Origin of the sequence: Kocuria sp. 2SI, assembly GCF_005502825.1 — a bacterium.
GTDB lineage: Bacteria > Actinomycetota > Actinomycetes > Actinomycetales > Micrococcaceae > Kocuria > Kocuria palustris.
Genome location: NZ_SCNB01000014.1, coordinates 48,128 through 66,193 on the forward strand (window position 1 = coordinate 48,128; position 18,066 = coordinate 66,193).

Sequence of the window (18,066 nt, forward strand, 5' to 3'; positions counted from 1 at the left end):
TCAGAGCTGGATGAGCCCGGCCTTGTGAGCGGCGATGACCAGCTGCAGCCGGTCGCGGACCTGGAACTTGGACACCATGTTCGTCACGTGCAGCTTCACGGACTTCTCGGACAGGACCATGAGCTCGGCGATCTCCCGGTTGCTGTGCCCTTCGGCCAGGTGGTTGAGCACCTCGGACTCGCGGGCCGTCAGCGTGACGGAGGCGGGCAGGCTGGCCCGGTTGTCCGATTCGCGCAGATGCCCCACCACCGCCTCGAGGGCCTCAGGGGAGAGCTGGGTGCGTCCGGCCACGGCCTCGCGCACCGCGGAGAGCAGCCGCTCGGGCGGATCGGACTTCAGGACGTAGCCCAGGGCGCCGGCGCGCAGGGCGGGAACGACGGCCTCCCGGGAGGTGAACGTCGTGATCATCACCACGTGAGTGCACGGCAGGAGCCGAAGCACCTCGGCGACGGCCTCGACGCCGTCCACGCGCGGCATCTGTATGTCCATCAGGATGATGTCCGGACGCAGGGTCTCGGCCATCTGCACGGCCGCGCGCCCATCCGCGGCGGTCCCCACGACCTGCATGTCAGGGGCGCTGTTCACATAGATGGAGATGGTCTCGCGGACGACGGCCTCGTCATCGGCGATCAGCACGCTCAGCAGCTCGTCGGAGCCGGGCTCCGGAGACTGATCCGTGGTCATCGCTGCTCCAAGTCTGTCCGACGGCCGAGCTGTGGGCCGGGACGGCCGACATCGGCCAGGTCGCCGATCATCGTAACGACGGAGGCCGAGCGACAGACAGCCGGCGCAGGGTCTCAAGTGTGGACAAGTACATGCACTCAACGACATCCCGCTGACCGATGGATAATATCGCTGCAGCATCAATCGGAAGCGTCGGGCCTGGTCGTGGGCCCCTTGGGAGGGCAGTGAGGGTGATCCAGGCTGCTGCGGTAAGTGGGCCATGAGGGCCGATCTGCTCGAGCCTCCCCGGCTCTGGCGACGCTTCACCGCAGCCGTGGACAGCCGATGGCCGGAGCTGGCCGACTCCGCGGTCCTCGCCCCTCCCGTTCCGTTCCGAGCGGCCATGCTGCTGATCGTCCTGGTCTTCCTGGGGCTGCAGGTCATCAGCAGCCTCATGGGGCAGGCCTGGCTGAGCGGGCAGGCGCTGTCCTTCACGCTGATCGTCATCTTCCTGCCGCTGATCTGCGTGTGGATCAACCGCGGTCTGTGCGTCGTGGCTCTGACCGTGGACTATGCCATGGTGCTGCTCAGCCAGCAGCCGATCGCTGTGGTCGCCCCGGCGATCATCTGCTGCGTCATCCTGTGCATGTGGAACCGCTGGGGCGTGGGCATGCTGCTGATGCTCGCCCAGCTCACGGCGGCCCTGTCCCTGGTGGGGCTCGGAGACACCGTCACCATCCGCATGCAGGCGTTCCTGCTCGCCTTCATGATCTTCGCCGGCTCTGCCGTGGGCTGGACCATCCGCTTTTTCCGCTGCCGGGCCCGGCTCACCCAGCTGCGGGTCGCCCAGCTGGAGACCGAGGTGGCCGGAGTGCGCTCGGCCGAGCGCCGGGACCTGGCTCGCGAGCTGCACGACCTCGTGGCCCACGACGTCACGGCCACCGCGCTGCGGGCCAATGCCGGGCTGCTCTCCGGGGAGCCGCAGGTGCAGCGCCGGGTGCTGCAGGACATCGCCGACGGAGCCTCGGGCACCATCGAGGACCTGCGCCGCATGGTCTCGGCCCTGCAGGAGGAGGCGGGGGAGGCCACCGCGCTCGAGGACGGGATCGCTCCCCAGCACCAGGCGCTGCGCACCGATCAGACCGGTGCGCAGCGTCCCACCGCGCCCACGGACTCCATGGAGACCGCCCTCGACCGGTGTCGTCAGCTGCTCGAGGACGCCGGATTCGACCGGGTCGAGATCGCCCGCGGAGACGGCTGGGAGGAGATCGCCACGAGCGTGCGGTCCCTGTGCCAGCGCGTGCTGCGTGAGGGCACCGCCAACGCCATCCGCCACGGGATCCCAAGCGCGCCGGTGAGCCTCAGCGCCAGCCTGGAGACCACGCCGCAGGGCCGCTCGATCGCGGTGATCCGGGTGCGCAACCTGGTCCGCGATGCCCGCAGTCGCAGCGCCCGACTGCCCCGGGAGATCTTCCTGGAGGGCGGCCTCGGACTGGTCGGCCTGAGCGAGCGCGTGGACATCTTCGGCGGCGAGCTGAGCTTCGGGCGCCAGCTGGACGCCTGGGAGCTCATGGCCCGGATCCCGCTGCAGGAGGCGGATCGGCGTGCTTGAGGGGCGCGGCGCTGCAGGGCCGCGCCGAAGACGACCGAGAACGAGCACCGCAGGACGTGACTGAGATTTTCACACCGGACAGTGATCTGGATCACATCATGAATCCGCGCAGGCCGAGCGCCCCCATCGCTGGAGCGCATGCCTGCGCGACGGAGCAGAGGACGCTCGGGACGGCGTCTTGGACATCCGAGGAGAGGTTCGGGAGATGACACCTCTGAACAGGGCATCGATCGACGTGGTGATGCGGGTCGACGACCCCGCCGGGCGACCGATCGAGATCGACCGGGACGTCGTGCGCCGGTCCTACATGGCGCTGAAGGCCATGGCTCGCACGCTCTACGCCCACCATCGTCCTCCGGAGCGGTTCCCGGAGGAGGGCCTGAGCATGAGCTTCTACGAGCCCGGCCCCGGTGCCGTCGTGTTCGAGGCACAGGTCGTCGCCGATGTGCGAGGACGCGCCGGTGATCAGCCGACGCCGCTGGGCGCCGGCAATCCGGGGCCCGTCCGCACCGAGGAGCAGGCCCTGCGCCTGAGCGTCCTCGGTCTCGTGGAGATCGTGCGGGCCTTCGGCTTCGTGCTGGCCGCGCCGCAGACCGTGCGGGAGGTGCGCTGCGGTCACGTGGACCTGACCGAGGCCGACGACGGCCAGCACCTGCGCGTCTCGCCGGAGGTCGACTACGGGCTGCTGCACGGCAGCTTCGACGCCCAGATGCGGGAGTTCCTCTCCGGGCTGACGCGGGAGGGAGTGGGTGCCGTCTCCCTGGTCTACGGGGCGGAAGACAAGCGCAGCCGGATCCAGCACATGGTCATCGCGACCGATCGCGTCCTGGAGTTCGTGCGCGGGGCGCAGGTGCAGCGCCCGATCGACCGGCGGAGCACCGATCCCGATCCCGACCCGGAGCCCGGTGCCGGCTTGGACGCCGACGCGAAGCCCGGCGCCGCCTGAGGCGGCCGCAGCTTCAGAGCAGGGGGCCGGGCGGCGGCATCCGCACATCGGTGCGTCGGCCGCGGTCCTCAGGACCCACATCGCTCTGGGCGGGCCGGGGGAGGTCCTCGCGCGGAGTGCGCGTGAGCAGAGGCAGCAGCGGATCCTCGACCCGCGGCACGGAGTCGAAGATCGTGGCCGGGTGCATCTCCCGCACCCACTCCCACATGTTCGCCGGCACCTCCATGACCGTGGCGCCCTCGCTCGTGTAGGGCCCCTTGCCCTGCACGAAGGTGATCGTGGAGTCGTCCTGCTCGAACAGGTGCTTCAGGTCCTCTGCAGCGGCCTGGGCCTGCTGCGACGAGCGGAAGATCGCGAAGATACTGGTCGGCACCCGCATCACGTACCGATCGTCCATGACCATGGGCACGAGGTTCAGCTCATCCGCTGCGGTGCCCACCACCACGGACTTGGCCCCCAGGATGATCGGCAGCATCTGCACGCCCGAGAGCACCGTCTCCACGGCCTCGCGCAGCTTGTCCTCCAGCACGGAGATCTCTTCGACGCGGCGCGGCGAGAGCAGCCGACGGTGCAGCGGACGGGCGTCGCGGATGGAGGCCAGCAGGTCGTAGGCGCCGGGCTCGCGGATCGACAGGATCACGCGCACCGGCTCTTCGCCGGCCACGTCCACGCCGTCGCACTGGAGGCCTTCTCGCACCAGGGCGGCGAACCCTCGGCGGATCCTCTCGCGCTGCTGCGCGGAAAGCTTCAGCGGGCGGCCGTGGCGCACGGCTTCGAGGCTCATCGGCTCCGAGACGAGTATGGGAGCGGAGTCGATATCCGGCATGGGAGACCTCATCTCTTGTGCCTGCGGAAGGAGCCGCACGAGTGGGAGGACACGCCTCATCCAGCGGGTCGCGCGACGTCGAGGAGCCGGCACCGGCCGGGGGGGGGGGGGATCAGTCCGTCCGATGCACGACAATATCGACGTTACTGGCTGGTCAGGAGCGAAGTCGCCCCAGAAGCCCGTCGAGCTGAATGAGGCTTCAACTTTCGCGCCCGTCTGTGTGGACGGCGCGGACGAGGTCGGACCACGTGAACACACACCAGCAGAGGTGGGCAGAGGCGGGCACGCGATGGATCGGGTCAGCCGAGCTCACCGTGTGCGTCGTCTGCGCTCACGCAGCGAGGAGACGACCCGGCGCACTCTGGGGGTGGCCGTGGAGGCCGCCAGATACGCCGAGAGCACCCCGACCGTTCCGGTCCCGCCGATCAACAGCGGGACGTGGAAGGGGCCGTAGCGCTGCGGCTCGGAGGCCACCACGTGGGACATGCCGTTGATCGTCGCCGCGATCACCGCGCCGGCGATGACCTGGTGGCCGATGCGCTCGCCGCGGTTGAGCAGAGGCTCGAGCTCGTCCGCGCGCAGATGGACGTCGAATCCGCCGTTCTCCAGCACGGACATGATCCGTCGGATGACGTCGGGGGAGTCCTGGCCCAGCTGTACCGCCTCTTCCACCAGCCCGCGCACACGGTGCAGCAGCGCCTCGGGCGAGACGCGGCGCAGCACGAACTGGCGGGCGAACGGGCGGATCACTGAGATCAGGTCGAAGTCGGGATCCAGGCCCTTGCCGATCGACTCGGCGGTGATCACCATGCGCAGGAACAGCGCCGAATCGCGCGGCAGGCGCAGCCTATGGCGGCGCAGGCAGGCCACCAGGTCGGACAGCAGCGCCGCCATCCGCACCTCGGCCAGGGGCCGGTCGGCGTAGCTGCGGATCATGGATTCGACATCGCGGTCCAGGGCGGCGCGGTCCAGGTTCTCCGGGGCGCGGTCGGTGAGCTTGAGCAGCCCGGTGGTGGCGCGACGGGCATTGCCCTGGGAGACGCCCACGAGCATGGTCACCAGGGCATCGCGGAACTCCTCCGAGAGGCTGCCGACCATGCCGAAGTCGATCATGGCGATCGAGCCGTCGGAGTGGATGAACAGGTTCCCCGGGTGCGGATCGGCGTGGAAGAAGCCGTGGACGAAGATCATCTGGCACAGGATCTCCGTGGCCGTCACGGCCAGCTGGTGGCGATCGACCCCGGCGGCGTCCAGGGCCGTGTGATCCGTGATCTTCATGCCGGAGATGCGCTCGGTGGTCAGCACCCTTGAGGAGGTCGCCTGCCACACCACAGCGGGCACGATCAGCGACGGATGCCCCGCGAACAGCTCGCGCATCCGCTCCGTGCTGCGGGCCTCGGCCAGGTAGTCGAGCTCATCGCGCATGGAGGCGGCGAACTGGTCCACCAGCCCGGTCAGGTCCTGATCGCCCACGCCCGGCCAGTAGCGCGTGATCAGCACGGCGAGCTCGCGCAGCACCTCCAGGTCGCGGTTGACGGTGTCCACGATCCCTGGGCGGCGGATCTTCACGACGACGTCCATGCCGTCGTAGACCGCGGTGTGGGCCTGCCCGATCGAGCCGGTGGCCAGCGGGACGGGGTCGATGTGGCGCAGTATCTCCTCTGCGGCGGTGTCCGGCTCCTGCTCGAGCAGCTCGCGGATGCGATCCGGCGGGATCGGCGGGGACGAGTCCTGGAGGCGGGCCAGCTCGCGGGCGTACTCCTGAGGCAGCAGGTCCGGGCGCGTGGAGGCCAGCTGGCCGAGCTTCACGAACGTGGGCCCGAGCTCCTCGAGCGCCAGGCGCAGGTGGACGGGCTGCGGGCGCAGCTTGTCCGGGTCCACCAGGCGCACACGCTCCAGCGGGGCGCGCCATTCGGGCTTGAGGCCCGCCAGCACGAAGCCGAAGCCGTGCTGGGAGAGGACCTCCAGGATCTGGAAGAGCCGTTCGCGCCGCGAGAGCATTCCGGGGCTGGTCAGGATTCGTTCGGCGTCTTGTCGCGCTGCGCAGGCTCGGCGACGGTGGGGATGTCATCGCGCGTGTCCGGCCCGGTGCCGACCTGCTGCCGCGCACCGTCATCGAGCCCGGCGCTGTCCTGCTCGGAGCGCCGCGCGGACCCCGGCATGACCGAGCGCAGGTAGAAGGCCATCAGACCGGCCGCCAGGGCGACGATCAGGCACAGGGCGGTCACCAGCGGCTCACGACCCACGAAGATCAGCCCGAGCACCACGAGGGCCGCGGTGATCGCCAGCAGGCCCACGAAGGTGCCGTCGGGACGACCGCCCTGGACCGTGCGCCCGCCGCCGGCGCGCTCGGCAGGCGATCCTGAGGGCTGGGCTCGCGACGAGCCGCGGCCCGAGGCCCTGGGGGCGCGCTTGGGGGACTGCGTGTCCTCCTGCTCGCCGCGACCGGCCAGCCCGGGGAACGCGCCGCGAGACGTCTCCGCGGTGCCTGTGGCCCCACCGGAGCGACGGCGCCAACGCGACGGCCGCGCAGCCTCGAGCTCAGAGGGGACGTAGGCGTTCGGGACGCGGTAGCTGTCTGCCTCGGGCTCCAGCGGGAGGAACTCGCGCGGGAGGCGCTCGAACCACTCGTCCGGGATCATGTCCGGGCGCGCGGCCTGCACGGTCAGCGAGACCTCGTATGAGGTGCCGCGGATCGTGCCCCAGGCGGCAGTGAGGAGGTCGTGGTCGAAGGCGTGGCGGATCACCGGGATGAAGACCTCGGACAGCTGCGTGGACAGCCGTCCCACGACCTGGCGCTGGTGCAGCACCTCCACGATGTCCACGTGTTCGCCGGCAGAGGTGCGGACCTGGTTGACCTCCAGGGTCAGCATGACCCGGCCCTCGCCGGTGCGCGGCAGGACGGAATGCAGGTACTCGGCGTGCTGCGACTCGTCGAGCACCTTGATGGAGGAGCCCTGCGGCAGGACGGTGGCCCGCTGCGGGGCCGAGTTCAGGGGGAAGAGCAGGTCCGGGGCGGCCAGGTCCAGGCGCAGGTCGGCATCGACCTCCGTGAAGTCGTCGGCGGCCACCAGGGAGGCCTTCAGGTGCGCCGTGGCCACGGCGTCGTAGCCGGAGGCGACCACGCGGGTGATCGAGGGCCAGTAGCGCTCGGCGTCCTGCGGCGCCAGGTGCCCCACCCGCTGGCCGTTGATGCGCACCGTGATGGTGGTGGGGTCCACGGGGTGGTCCGGCTCGGGGACCAGGATGGCGGGGCCGTCGTAGCTGCGGGGGGTGCCGAGGGGGAGGTCGCCGAAGACGCGGATGATCTCCGCGTCGTAGAAGTTCTCGGTCACGACCTGCAGAGATCCCCGATCGTTCAGGGGGTAGTCGGCCATCGTCGTCCTCTGCCTCTGGGGCGCGCTCCGGGCGCTGCCATCCGCTGCTGCCGGGGACAGTCGGTCTCCCGGTCCCGCCAGTCTGTCACGAGGCGGCGCCTGAGCCGGGGATTGCGGGGCTGTGGGCTGGCACGTCATGGGCGTCTGCCTCAGGGCCTGGCTGCTGCCTGGGCACGCAGCCTCCGGGCGAGCTCGTCGCGGCACTCGATCACGATCCGGCGCAGGGCCGGATCGGCCTGGGCGTGCTCGTCCAGCCACTGCCCGCTGCGCCGCAGGATCGGATCCTGCTCGGGATCGGCCCCCGGAGACAGGTCAGCCGCGGCCGGGAAGAGGCCGCGGACCAGGCGGGTGGCCATGCCGATGGAGCGCTGGGACCACTCGGGCTCGATGACCTCGAAGTAGCGCGTCCGGTACGGGGCCAGCAGGTCCGGGCTGCCGAGCTGGAAGCCCTCGATCGTGGCGGAGAGCAGGTCGTTGGTCAGCTCGTGGCCCAGGATCTCCGCCCACGCCAGGTCCTTGGCGCGTGCGGTGGGCCGTGCCGCGTTCGTGCGGGCCCGACCGATCTGGGAGATGCGGGAGGCATCGCGCTCGGACTCGCGCAGGATCGAGGAGTCCACGGCGTGGTTGGTGGCCACCAGGCCGGTCAGCAGGGACCAGCGCAGGGCAGGGCCCAGGTGCAGACCGGGGATCACGACCTCCCCGCTGAGGAGGTCCTGGGTCAGGCCGTGGGCGGCGCCGTCGCGGTGGCTGAGGCGGGCCAGGGAGGAGGCCAGGCTGCGCTGGCGGTCCGAGCCGGGCTCGGCGGCCTGCAGCTGCCCGATCACCCGCCCCATCAGCCGGCCGCGGATCTGGGGGCGGCGTCGTGCCGGCAGGTACGACTCCAGGGCCTCCTCCGCCTGGCCGAGCACCGTGGTGAACACGGCCTCGTCGGACTCGACGAACAGGTGCTCGATCACCGCCGCGACGAAGTCCTCCGGGTCCAGGCGGGCCTGGCGGACATCGGTCCACAGCGCGGACCACACCACGGCTCGGGCCATGGGGTCCGGGATCGACGACAGCCGGGCCAGCTGATCCTCCCGCGTGGGCTGATCGACCACGATCTCGGCGAAGTCCAGGTCGCGGTCGTTGACCACCAGCACGCCGTCGGCACCTGCCAGAAGCGGCAGCTCGTGGGCCGTGCGCCCGGACAGGGTGAGCTCGACGGTGCGCTGGGGCTCCTGCGCGGACCCCCACACGGAGACGGCGAGCTGATGATCGCGCTCGGAGGCGGGGTCGTGGACGGTGCCCTCCGGGGTCAGGGAGGCCGAGACCAGGGCCCCGTCGGGATCGCGGTGGGTCTGCAGCCGCAGGACGGTGGCCCCGGTGGTGGCCAGCCAGTCGCGGGCCCAGGTGGCGGTGTCGCGCTGGGAGGACTCCTGGAGCACGGCCAGGAAGTCCTCGAGACGCGCGGAGCCGAACGCATGACGGCGGAAGTAGACCCGGCATGCACGCGTGAAGTCCTCGAGGCCCACAAAGGCCACGAGCTGCTTGAGGGCGGCCGCCCCCTTGGCGTAGGTGATGCCGTCGAAGTTCTGCTTGGCCGCTGCCACGTCCGGCACGTCGGCCACGATCGGATGCGTGGTCGACAGGGCGTCCTGGCGGTAGGCCCAGGCCTTGCGCCGCACGGCGAAGCCCGCCCAGGCCTCGGTGAACTGCGTGGCGCTGACCGAGGCGTGGGCTCCCATGAACTCGGCGAAGGACTCCTTGAGCCACAGGTCCTCCCACCAGTGGATGGCCACCAGGTCCCCGAACCACATGTGCGCCATCTCGTGCAGGATCGTGTTCGCGCGGCCCGCCAGCTGCTGGCGGCTGGCGCCGTCCGGGAAGAGGTAGTCCTCGGTGAAGGTGACCAGCCCGGGGTTCTCCATGGCGCCCAGGTTGTACTCCGGGACGAAGGCCTGCTCGTAGGTGTCGAACGGGTACGCCATGTCGAACAGGTCGGTGAAGAAGTCGAGGCCCTGCCGGGTGATCGTGAAGATCTCCTCGGCGTCCAGGTGCTCGGCCATCGAGGCGCGGCACCACAGGTGCAGGGGCAGGTGCTGCGGGCGCTGAGGAGCCGAGGACTCCCACGAGGACTCGGCGCTGACATACGGCCCGGCCAGCACCGACGTCAGGTAGGCCGGGATCGGCAACGTGGGAGAGAACTCGTGGCGGATCGCAGCTGAGCCGTCCTGCGCCGGAGTGCTGACCGGCGTGCCGTTGGAGCGCGCTGACCACTGCTGCGGGGCGGTGAGGCGGAAGACCCACTCGGCGCGCAGATCCGGCTGATCGAAGCACGGCATCACGCGGTGCGCATCGGCCGGCTCGTACTGCGTGTAGAGATAGACCTCGCCGTCCTGCGGGTCGGTGTATCGGTGCATGCCCTCCCCGGAGCGGGAGTAGTGGGCCTCGCCGCGCACGCGCACCCGGTTCTGGGGCTGCAGGCCCTCCAGGCGCAGACGGTCCTCGGCGAAGGCGGCGGCGATCTCCTCGGCGCTGAGGCTGCGGCCGTTGATCTCCAGCTCCAGGACCTCGCCGGTGAAGTCCAGGAACGTCTCATCGGGGCCGTCGGCCCGGTCGAAGGAGAACGTCCAGGCCACCTCCACGGGGAAGGTGCGGCGCGCGGCATCCGGGGCGCCGGTGAGGTCGAGGTCGACCTCGCATCGGTGCGGGTGCACGCGCTCAGTGCGATCGGCTGCTTCTTCACGGGTCAGGCTGGGAGTCGGCACGGACCCATCCTAGGGACAGCTCACCGGTGCCCGTCATCCCGTGGGGAAACAGGGCGGCGGTGCTCGGATGTGTGACACTCATGACGGGCAAGGGGCCCGGCTCCGCGGCGCGGCCGCAGATCCAGCGCAGACGAGGAAGCGACCGCCATAACATGACGAGACTGTTCAGCGGCTATCCGGACGATCTGTCTGGCCAGACGGCCTATGACGAGATGTTCTCCGACCCCAGGGCCGTGCGCGCTCCGTACGACCGGGTGCACGAGGTCCTCGACGGCCTCGACCTGTCCTCCGTGACCGGACGCGACGAGCTCATGGCCCGGTCCTTCCTGGATCGCGGCGTGACGTTCGACTACGCCGGGGAGGAGCGACCCTTCCCGCTGGACATCGTCCCGCGGATCATCCCGCAGGAGGAATGGGAGGTCGTGGAGCGCGGCGTCAAGCAGCGCGTGAAGGCCCTCGAGCACTTCCTGGACGACGTCTACGGCGAGCAGCGGGTGATCTCGGACGGCATCGTGCCGCGGTCGCTGATCACGTCGTCCTCGCACTTCCACCGCTGCGTGTGGGGCTTCCAGCCCGTGGGCGGTGTGCGCATCCACGTGGCCGGCATCGACCTGGTGCGCGACAACCAGGGCGTCTTCCGCGTCCTGGAGGACAACGTGCGCGTGCCCTCGGGCGTCTCCTACGTGATCGAGAACCGCCGCGCCATGATGAAGGGCCTTCCGGAGGCCTTCGTCTCCACGCCGATCCTCGGCGTGGACTCCTACCCGCGACAGCTTCTGCACGCGCTGCGGAGCACGGCCCCGGAGCCCGGCGACGACGCCGTCGTGGTCGTGCTGACGCCCGGGGTGTTCAACTCCGCGTACTTCGAGCACACCCTGCTGGCCGGGCTCATGGGCGTGGAGCTCGTGGAGGGCCGCGACCTGGTGGTGCGAGGGGACCGCGTCTTCATGCGCACCACGGAGGGCGAGCAGCGCGTGGACGTGATCTACAAGCGCATCGACGACGACTTCACCGATCCGCTGCAGCTGCGCCCCGACTCCGTGCTGGGCTGCCCGGGCCTGGTGAACGCAGCGCGCCAGGGCAATGTCACCATCGCCAACGCGATCGGCAACGGCGTGGCCGACGACAAGCTCGTCTACTCCTACGTCCCCGACCTCATCCGGTACTACCTGGACGAGGAGCCGATCCTGCCCAACGTGGACACCTACCGGCTCGAGGAGGACGAGGCCCGCGCCTACGTGATGGAGCACCTCGAGGAGCTCGTGGTCAAGCCCGTGGACGGCTCCGGCGGCAAGGGGATCGTGATCGGCCCGCTGGCCAGCGAGCAGGAGATCGAGGACGTGCGCGCCAAGATCCTCGAGGACCCGCGCGGCTGGATCGCCCAGCCCGTGCTGCAGCTGTCCACCGTGCCCACCTTCGACGGCGAGGGCTTCTCGCCCCGGCACGTGGACCTGCGCCCGTTCTGCGTGAACTCCGGCGATGACATGCACGTCCTGCCCGGCGGGCTCACGCGCGTGGCCATGCAGAAGGGCTCGCTGATCGTGAACTCGTCGCAGGGCGGTGGCTCCAAGGACACCTGGGTGGTCGGTCAGCACCGCTCGGAGCCCACGGATGATCCTGAGACCACCGAGACCGTGGCCGACATGGAGGCCACCGCACCGGCCCACGGCGGGGACTTCGACGAATCCGCCCTGCGCCGCCAGCAGGAGCAGCAGCAGCAGGCGGCCGTCGTCGACGACGCTGCAGCTGTCCGCCGCACCACGGGAGAGGGGAAGCGCTGATGCTCAGCCGCATCGCAGAATCGCTGTTCTGGATCGGGCGCTACATGGAGCGCGCCGACGGCGTGGCCCGGATCCTCGAGGTCCACCTCGAGCGCATCACCCAGCTGCCGGAGCACGAGCAGGGCCCGGAGGCACGGCGGATCATGACCATCATGGGCGTGGAGCCCCAGGCCGATGCCGGCGTGCAGGACATGATCTTCGAGCTCGCCTGGAACACGCAGACGACCACCTCCATCGCAGGCTCCGTGGGAGCGGCGCGCGAGAACGCGCGCCGTGCCCGCGAGATCGTCTCCTCGTCCATGTGGCAGACGCTCAACGCCACCAACTACGGGCTGGCGGATCACCGCAAGGACACCGTGGGCACCTTCCGCATGTGCCAGTGGGCCTCCGAGCGGATCTCCATGACCCGCGGCCTGGCGGACATGACCATGTCGCACGACCAGTCCTGGCAGTTCCTCACCCTGGGCGTCACGCTCGAGCGGGCGGACATGACAGCGCGGCTGCTGTGGACGCGGGCGTCCTCGCGCGGCGGCGCCTCGGAGGCCACCTGGGCGGAGATCCTCGAGTGCGCCGGGGCCTACGAGGCCTTCCTGCGCTCGCGGGGCGGTTCCTTCAACGACGAGTCCGCGACCCGGTTCCTGCTCCTCGACCGCCTGTTCCCACGGACCATCATCTACTCGCTGCGCCGGGCGGAGAAGGTGCTGTCCGACCTCGATCCGGGCGGCGGGCGCCTGGGCGTGTCCAGCGAGGCCCGTCGCATCATCGGCAAGGCGCTCATGGAGCTCGAGTACGACAGCGCCGATGACATCGTGAAGCACCTGCCTCGGCAGCTCAACGACGTCCAGTCCGCCATCAGCCGCGCCTCGAAGGCCGTGAGCGAGAAGTACTTCATCCACGCCCAGGAGGCGTCCTGGTTCGGAGGTGTCCTGTGAGCAGGCTCAAGATCGATCACATCACCCGCTACACCTACGAGGGCACGGTCTCGCGCTCGCACAACGAGGCGCGCATGACCCCGGTCAGCGACGACGAGCAGCACGTCATCACGGCCGAGCTGGCGGTGAAGCCGTCGTCGGCCTCGATCCACAACTACGTCGACTACTTCGGCACCCGGGTGGCCGATTTCGACGTCCCCCACCGCCACACCGTGCTCGAGGTGCGCTCCTCGGCCATTGTGGACGTGGACCGTTCCGCGGCTGCGGAGACCGACGTCGAGAAGGTGGGCTGGAAGCAGCTGCGGGACCCGCACCTGCTCGACACCCAGGCGGAGTACATCGCGCCCACGTCCCTGACCGCGGCCGGCGAGGAGCTCAAGGCCGTGGCCGCGCAGGTGCGCGAGACCGCCGAGACTCCCGATGCCGCAGCCCGGGAGATCCTGCGCCGGATCGCTGAACGGGTCGCCTACGAATCCGGCGTCACCGGAGTGCACACCGACGCCGACGCCGTGTGGAGCGACGCCAAGGGCGTGTGCCAGGACCTCTCCCACGTGGCCATCGCGCTGCTGCGGGAGCTCGGGATCCCGGCACGCTACGTCTCCGGCTACATCCACCCGGACGAGGACGCCGGGATCGGGCAGACCGTGGCGGGGGAGTCCCACGCCTGGCTCGAGTGGTGGGACGGCGACTGGCGCGCCTACGACCCCACCAACCACAAGGCGCTCGACGACAGCCACGTCAAGGTCGGCCACGGCCGCGACTACCGCGACGTCCCCCCGCTGAAGGGCATGCTCACCGGCGGCTCGTCCACCGAGTCCCTCGAGGTCACGGTGGAGATCACCCGGGTCTCCTGAGGGATCCATCGCGGATGCGCGAAGGCGCCGGCCCCGAGGGTCGGCGCCTTCGTCGTCAGCGGCCGGGCCAGGCCGTCCTGCGGATCAGAACGTGAAGTTCTTGGGGATCACCGTGATCCCGGATTCCGTGACGGTGAGGCCGCGCTCGCGGTCCTCCTGCGGGTTCACGCCCACGCGCACGCCCTGCGGGATCACGACGTTCTTGTCCACGATGCAGCGCTCCACGACGGCGTCGTCCTCGACCTTGACGTTGTGCATCAGCACCGACTCGGCCACGCGGGCGTGGTTGCCGACCAGCGCGCGCGGCGACAGGATCGACTCCTGCACCCGGCCGCCGGCCACGATGACGCCGGGAGAGAGGATCGAGTCCGTGGCCACGCCGCCCTCGTGGTACGGCCCGCGCACCAGCTTGGCCGGCGGGGCGACGACCTGGTGGGTGAAGAGCCGCCACTGCTCGTTGTAGAGGTTGAAGATCGGCATGGGCCGCAGCAGATCCATGTGGGCGTCGTAGTAGGAGTCCAGGGTGCCGACGTCGCGCCAGTACTGGCGGTCGCGATCGGTCGAGCCGGGGACGTCGTTGTACGTGAAGTCGTAGACCGCCGCCTCTCCGCGATCGGCGAAGTACGGCATGATGTCGCCGCCCATGTCGTGCTTGGAGTCCTCGCGCTGATCGTCCTCGCGCAGGGCCTCCACCAGGGCGTCGGTGCTGAAGATGTAGTTGCCCATGGAGGCCAGGAACTGACCCGGATCATCGGCCAGGGGCTGCGTGGTCTCGGGCTTCTCCACGAACTGGGTGATGCGGGAGGAGTCCTGCGGATCCGTCTCGATCACGCCGAAGGACTGCACGAGCGACATCGGCTGGCGGACGCCCGCCACCGTGGCCTTGACGCCCTTCTCGATGTGGAAGTCCAGCATCTGGGAGAAGTCCATGCGGTAGACGTGATCCGCGCCCACGACCACCACGTAGTCGGGGCGGGCGTCGTCGATCAGGTTCATGGACTGGAAGATCGCGTTGGCCGATCCCAGGAACCAGTCCTTGCCGGAGCGCTGCTGGGCCGGGACCGAGGCGATGTAGTTGCCCAGCAGGGTGGACAGGCGCCAGGTCTCCGAGAGGTGGCGGTCCATGGAGTGCGACTTGTACTGGGTCAGCACGACCACCTGCAGGTAGCCGGAGTTGACGAGGTTGGACAGGGCGAAATCGATCAGGCGGTACGAGCCGCCGAACGGCACCGCGGGCTTGGCCCGATCCTCCGTCAGCGGCATCAGGCGCTTGCCCTCGCCTCCAGCCAGAACGATGGCAAGGACATTCGGTCGCACCATGATGGAACCTCTCGAGTGAAGACGTCGTTGTCCCGGGGGCCCCGCCCCCAGAGGAGGCGCAGATCACGTCCGCGCACCCGGGCTTACTCAACCCTGAATCGGGACCGATGGGAAGCCGCCTTGCCGCAATTTGCTCGCGCATTTTCGGGTCGGTCGACGGCTGGACGCGCGAAGGTCTCCGTGACGGTGCGACGTGGGTGAATCCGGCGTCCGCATATGGGCAGTGCGGGCGGGGGGACTGTAGTGTCGATCACGTGCGCATCGACATCATCTCCAAAGAGTTCCCGCCCGCCATCTACGGAGGCGCCGGCGTCCATGTGGCCGAGCTGTCCCGGGTCCTGGCCCCGCTGGTGGACCTGAACGTCCGCTGCTTCGGCGAGCCCCGCGAACCGGACTTCCACGGCGCGTCCGTGAAGGCCTATCCCGTGCCCACCGACCTCCAGGGCGCCAATGCCGCGCTCGAGACGCTGGGCACCGATCTGACCATGGTCGACGACATCGCCGGCGCCGACCTGGTCCACTCCCACACCTGGTACGCCAACTTCGCCGGGCACCTGGCCGGGCTCATGCACGGCATCCCGCACGTGGTCTCGGCCCATTCGCTCGAGCCGCTGCGCCCGTGGAAGGCCGAGCAGCTGGCCGGCGGGTACGCGCTGTCGTCGTTCGTGGAGAAGACCGCGTACATGGGCGCCTCCGCGATCATCGCCGTGTCGGACGGCATGCGCCGCGACATCCTGCGCTCCTACCCGGAGGTCGACCCCGAGAAGGTGCACACCGTGCACAACGGGATCGACGTCGAGCAGTGGGACCGCGACGAGTCCACCGATGTCCTGGAGACCTACGGGATCGACCCGTCCCGGCCCTCCGTGGCCTTCGTGGGACGCGTGACCCGGCAGAAGGGCGTGCCCTTCCTGCTGCGGGCCATGAAGCAGCTCGATCCCTCCGTGCAGCTCGTGCTGTGCGCCGGCGCCGCCGACACCCCCGAGCTCGGCGCCGAGGTCAATCAGCTGATCGACGAGCTGAAGTCCACCCGCGACGGCGTGGTCCTGATCGAGAAGATGCTCCCGCGCCGGGAGGTCATCCAGATCCTCTCCCACTCCACCGCCTTCGCCTGCCCGTCGATCTACGAGCCGCTGGGCATCGTGAACCTCGAGGCCATGGCCTGCGGCTCCGCCGTGGTGGCCACCGCCACCGGCGGCATCCCCGAGGTGGTCGTGGACGGCGAGACCGGCCGCCTGGTCGAGATCGAGCAGGTCGACGACGGCTCCGGCACCCCGCTGGATCCCGAGAAGTTCATCTCGGACTTCGCCGCGGCGCTGACCGATGTCCTCTCGGATCCCGAGCGGGCGCGGGAGATGGGCCGCGCCGGGCGCAAGCGCGCCGAGGAGCACTTCGCCTGGGAGGCCATCGCCGAACGCACCCTGGAGGTCTACCGCGCGGCGATCGAGCGGAACTGATCGCTTCCGGCTCGCGGGCCGCCGACATCCCTCCGGGGAGTCGGCGGCCCGCTCGCGTCCTTGGTGAGTCCCAGGCTGTGCTAAAGTAGTCGGCGTTGCTCAGCGACCGGCCGGTTCCCGGCAGTATCGTGAGTCACCCGCGCGGGTGGCGGAATAGGCAGACGCGCTAGCTTGAGGTGCTAGTCCTCGTATTAGAGGGTGGGGGTTCAAGTCCCCCTCCGCGCACGATGTGATGTCTCAGTACATCGGAAACACCCCGAACCCTCAGGTTCGGGGTGTTTTTCGTTGTGGCTGGTACTTCCGCGTGGGGTCCAGGGTGAGCTCGCGGAGGATCTCTCCGGTGGCCTTGGCCACGATGGTGATCTCGCGGTCCTCAACGATCAGAACGACGTGGGTTCGGGCGTGGGCTCGGCCGATGCCGATGTGGAAGAGCTGGCCGTCGTAGCGCAGCGTGACTTTGCCCGTGGCGTCGATCTTGTCGGTGCGGAACCGGGTCGTGGCCGGCGCCAGGGGCCCTGGGGTGTCCTTCGGTGCGGCGATGTAGGCGGCGTACGGGGTGGTCTTCTTCGCTGAGTGGATCCGCTGAGTGTTGTAGATCTCGCGGAACTGATCGAGCAGGGCCTGCAGGCCCGGCAGGTCTGCTGGTGGGGGCTGGGCTGCCAGCCACTTCTTCAGGGTCTGCTGGAAGCGCTCGACTTTGCCCTGGGTCTGCGGGTGGCCTCCGCGGCCGTTGCGCTGTTCGATGCTGCGGGAGCGCAGCAGCTTCTCGAAGGCGTTGACTCCGCCGCGGTAGCGGGCGGTGTAGACCAGCCCGTTGTCGGTCAGGGTCGAGGCCGGGGGCCCGTAGATCTTGGTGGTGGCGGTGAAGGTCTCGACCACGATCGCGCCGGTGATGCGCTGGTGAGCGGAGATGTGCAAGGCCATGCGGGAGTAGTCATCCAGCCAGGTGATGATCTCCACGTCGTGCTCGCGCCAGGCCTGCGCTGAGGGTCGAGGTGGTGTTGCCGGAGCTGGGGGCGCTGGTGGGGTCAGGGCGGTATGGGTGAAGTCGGATTGCCAGCAGGAGTTGGGCAGGTCGGCTTCGAAGCGGTGCAGCGAGGACTTGGGACGCTTGCGGGGTTGGGCGGTGATGAGTCCTTCGCGCTGCAGGATCCGGGCGATCGTGGCTCGGGAGGGGATGGGCAGCTCGGGTCGGGTGGTGGCCAGGGTCGCGGCGATGGTGGCCGGGCCGGCGTCGAGGCCTTGGGTGGTGAGCTCGGCGCGCAGGGCGGTGATCGCGCGGATCGTGGCTGGTGGGGTGGCTGCGGGGTGTCCGTGGGGTGTGGAGGGCTTGGTGTAGTAGGCGGCTGTGCCTTCGCGGGCCCACTGTCTCAATAGCTTGGAAACCATCGAGGGTGAGACGCCGTAGGCCCGTGCTGCTTGGGCTTGGGTGAGGGTTCCGGTGGTCACGGCGGTGATGATCTGGCGGCGGCGGGTCATGTCTCATCGTGGGTCCGCTGGTGTTGATGAGGTTTTGAGACATGTGGTGACGAGGTAGTGAGACTCAACACC

13 protein-coding genes and 1 tRNA gene are annotated in these 18,066 nt (G+C 69.6%); 7 read left to right on the forward strand and 7 right to left on the reverse strand.

The genetic code is table 11. From position 1 onward, the window contains the following. On the reverse strand, nt 1-684 hold the full coding sequence (locus FFS25_RS13430; RefSeq protein ID WP_171004157.1) for a response regulator: 684 nt from the start codon (nt 682-684) through the stop codon (nt 1-3). 259 nt (nt 685-943) lie between these two features. On the opposite strand from FFS25_RS13430, the gene FFS25_RS09265 reads away from it, so the two are divergent. Further along, entirely contained in the window at nt 944-2,275 is a 1,332-nt protein-coding gene (locus FFS25_RS09265) for a sensor histidine kinase (RefSeq protein WP_137802702.1), read from the forward strand. A 205-nt stretch (nt 2,276-2,480) separates the two neighbouring features. Next, nucleotides 2,481-3,221, forward strand: coding sequence for a hypothetical protein (locus tag FFS25_RS09270; RefSeq protein ID WP_137802703.1), 741 nt, complete (start codon nt 2,481-2,483; stop codon nt 3,219-3,221). A gap of 13 nt (nt 3,222-3,234) precedes the next feature. Here FFS25_RS09270 and FFS25_RS09275 read toward each other — a convergent pair whose 3' ends face one another. The 4 genes from FFS25_RS09275 to pepN form a co-directional block, all read right to left on the reverse strand. Next, a complete protein-coding gene (locus FFS25_RS09275; RefSeq protein ID WP_137802704.1) occupies nt 3,235-4,047 on the reverse strand; it encodes a hypothetical protein in 813 nt (270 codons plus the stop codon). 309 nt (nt 4,048-4,356) lie between these two features. Continuing rightward, nucleotides 4,357-6,048: an ABC1 kinase family protein gene (locus FFS25_RS09280; protein WP_137802705.1), complete on the reverse strand. Its 1,692-nt coding sequence runs from the start codon at nt 6,046-6,048 to the stop codon at nt 4,357-4,359. An 11-nt stretch (nt 6,049-6,059) separates the two neighbouring features. After that, nucleotides 6,060-7,424: a hypothetical protein gene (locus FFS25_RS09285; protein ID WP_137802706.1), complete on the reverse strand. Its 1,365-nt coding sequence runs from the start codon at nt 7,422-7,424 to the stop codon at nt 6,060-6,062. A 149-nt stretch (nt 7,425-7,573) separates the two neighbouring features. Continuing rightward, the gene (gene pepN, locus FFS25_RS09290; protein WP_137802707.1) at nt 7,574-10,171 is read right to left on the reverse strand and encodes an aminopeptidase N; all 2,598 of its coding nucleotides are present in this window, start codon (nt 10,169-10,171) and stop codon (nt 7,574-7,576) included. 152 nt (nt 10,172-10,323) lie between these two features. Here pepN and FFS25_RS09295 point away from each other — a divergent pair, with 152 nt between their 5' ends. From FFS25_RS09295 to FFS25_RS09305, 3 genes are read left to right on the forward strand one after another with little or no spacing between them, the layout of a single operon-like run. Continuing rightward, complete coding sequence (locus FFS25_RS09295) at nt 10,324-11,952, forward strand: circularly permuted type 2 ATP-grasp protein (protein ID WP_137802708.1); 1,629 nt, start codon at nt 10,324-10,326, stop codon at nt 11,950-11,952. Further along, nucleotides 11,952-12,884 (forward strand): alpha-E domain-containing protein, encoded by a 933-nt coding sequence (locus FFS25_RS09300; RefSeq protein ID WP_137802709.1) that lies wholly within the window; start codon nt 11,952-11,954, stop codon nt 12,882-12,884. Before FFS25_RS09295 ends, FFS25_RS09300 begins: the two co-directional genes overlap by 1 nt. Then, nucleotides 12,881-13,738: a transglutaminase family protein gene (locus tag FFS25_RS09305; RefSeq protein ID WP_137802710.1), complete on the forward strand. Its 858-nt coding sequence runs from the start codon at nt 12,881-12,883 to the stop codon at nt 13,736-13,738. The genes FFS25_RS09300 and FFS25_RS09305 overlap by 4 nt, the downstream gene beginning before the upstream one ends. Before the next feature lie 84 nt (nt 13,739-13,822). Here FFS25_RS09305 and glgC read toward each other — a convergent pair whose 3' ends face one another. Beyond that, entirely contained in the window at nt 13,823-15,058 is a 1,236-nt protein-coding gene (glgC, locus tag FFS25_RS09310) for a glucose-1-phosphate adenylyltransferase (protein WP_137802711.1), read from the reverse strand. A 254-nt stretch (nt 15,059-15,312) separates the two neighbouring features. Between glgC and glgA the strand changes: the two genes are divergently transcribed. Together glgA and FFS25_RS09320 are read left to right on the forward strand one after the other, a co-directional pair. After that, nucleotides 15,313-16,515, forward strand: a complete 1,203-nt coding sequence (glgA, locus tag FFS25_RS09315; RefSeq protein WP_137802712.1) for a glycogen synthase — start codon at nt 15,313-15,315, stop codon at nt 16,513-16,515. A gap of 139 nt (nt 16,516-16,654) precedes the next feature. After that, nucleotides 16,655-16,740: transfer RNA gene (locus tag FFS25_RS09320), tRNA-Leu, on the forward strand. A gap of 39 nt (nt 16,741-16,779) precedes the next feature. Here the strand turns inward: FFS25_RS09320 and FFS25_RS09325 are convergent. After that, a complete protein-coding gene (locus tag FFS25_RS09325) occupies nt 16,780-17,994 on the reverse strand; it encodes an integrase core domain-containing protein (protein ID WP_137802713.1) in 1,215 nt (404 codons plus the stop codon). Nucleotides 17,995-18,066 lie beyond the last annotated feature (72 nt).

Excerpts from the sequence above, each read along its gene's own strand:
- FFS25_RS13430 (WP_171004157.1), bottom strand. The coding sequence starts at position 684 with ATGACCACGGATCAGTCTCCGGAGCCCGGCTCCGACGAGCTGCTGAGC.
- FFS25_RS09265 (WP_137802702.1), top strand. The coding sequence starts at position 944 with ATGAGGGCCGATCTGCTCGAGCCTCCCCGGCTCTGGCGACGCTTCACC.
- FFS25_RS09270 (WP_137802703.1), top strand. The coding sequence starts at position 2,481 with ATGACACCTCTGAACAGGGCATCGATCGACGTGGTGATGCGGGTCGAC.
- FFS25_RS09275 (WP_137802704.1), bottom strand. The coding sequence starts at position 4,047 with ATGCCGGATATCGACTCCGCTCCCATACTCGTCTCGGAGCCGATGAGC.
- FFS25_RS09280 (WP_137802705.1), bottom strand. The coding sequence starts at position 6,048 with ATGCTCTCGCGGCGCGAACGGCTCTTCCAGATCCTGGAGGTCCTCTCC.
- FFS25_RS09285 (WP_137802706.1), bottom strand. The coding sequence starts at position 7,424 with ATGGCCGACTACCCCCTGAACGATCGGGGATCTCTGCAGGTCGTGACC.
- FFS25_RS09295 (WP_137802708.1), top strand. The coding sequence starts at position 10,324 with ATGACGAGACTGTTCAGCGGCTATCCGGACGATCTGTCTGGCCAGACG.
- FFS25_RS09300 (WP_137802709.1), top strand. The coding sequence starts at position 11,952 with ATGCTCAGCCGCATCGCAGAATCGCTGTTCTGGATCGGGCGCTACATG.
- glgC (WP_137802711.1), bottom strand. The coding sequence starts at position 15,058 with ATGGTGCGACCGAATGTCCTTGCCATCGTTCTGGCTGGAGGCGAGGGC.
- FFS25_RS09325 (WP_137802713.1), bottom strand. The coding sequence starts at position 17,994 with ATGACCCGCCGCCGCCAGATCATCACCGCCGTGACCACCGGAACCCTC.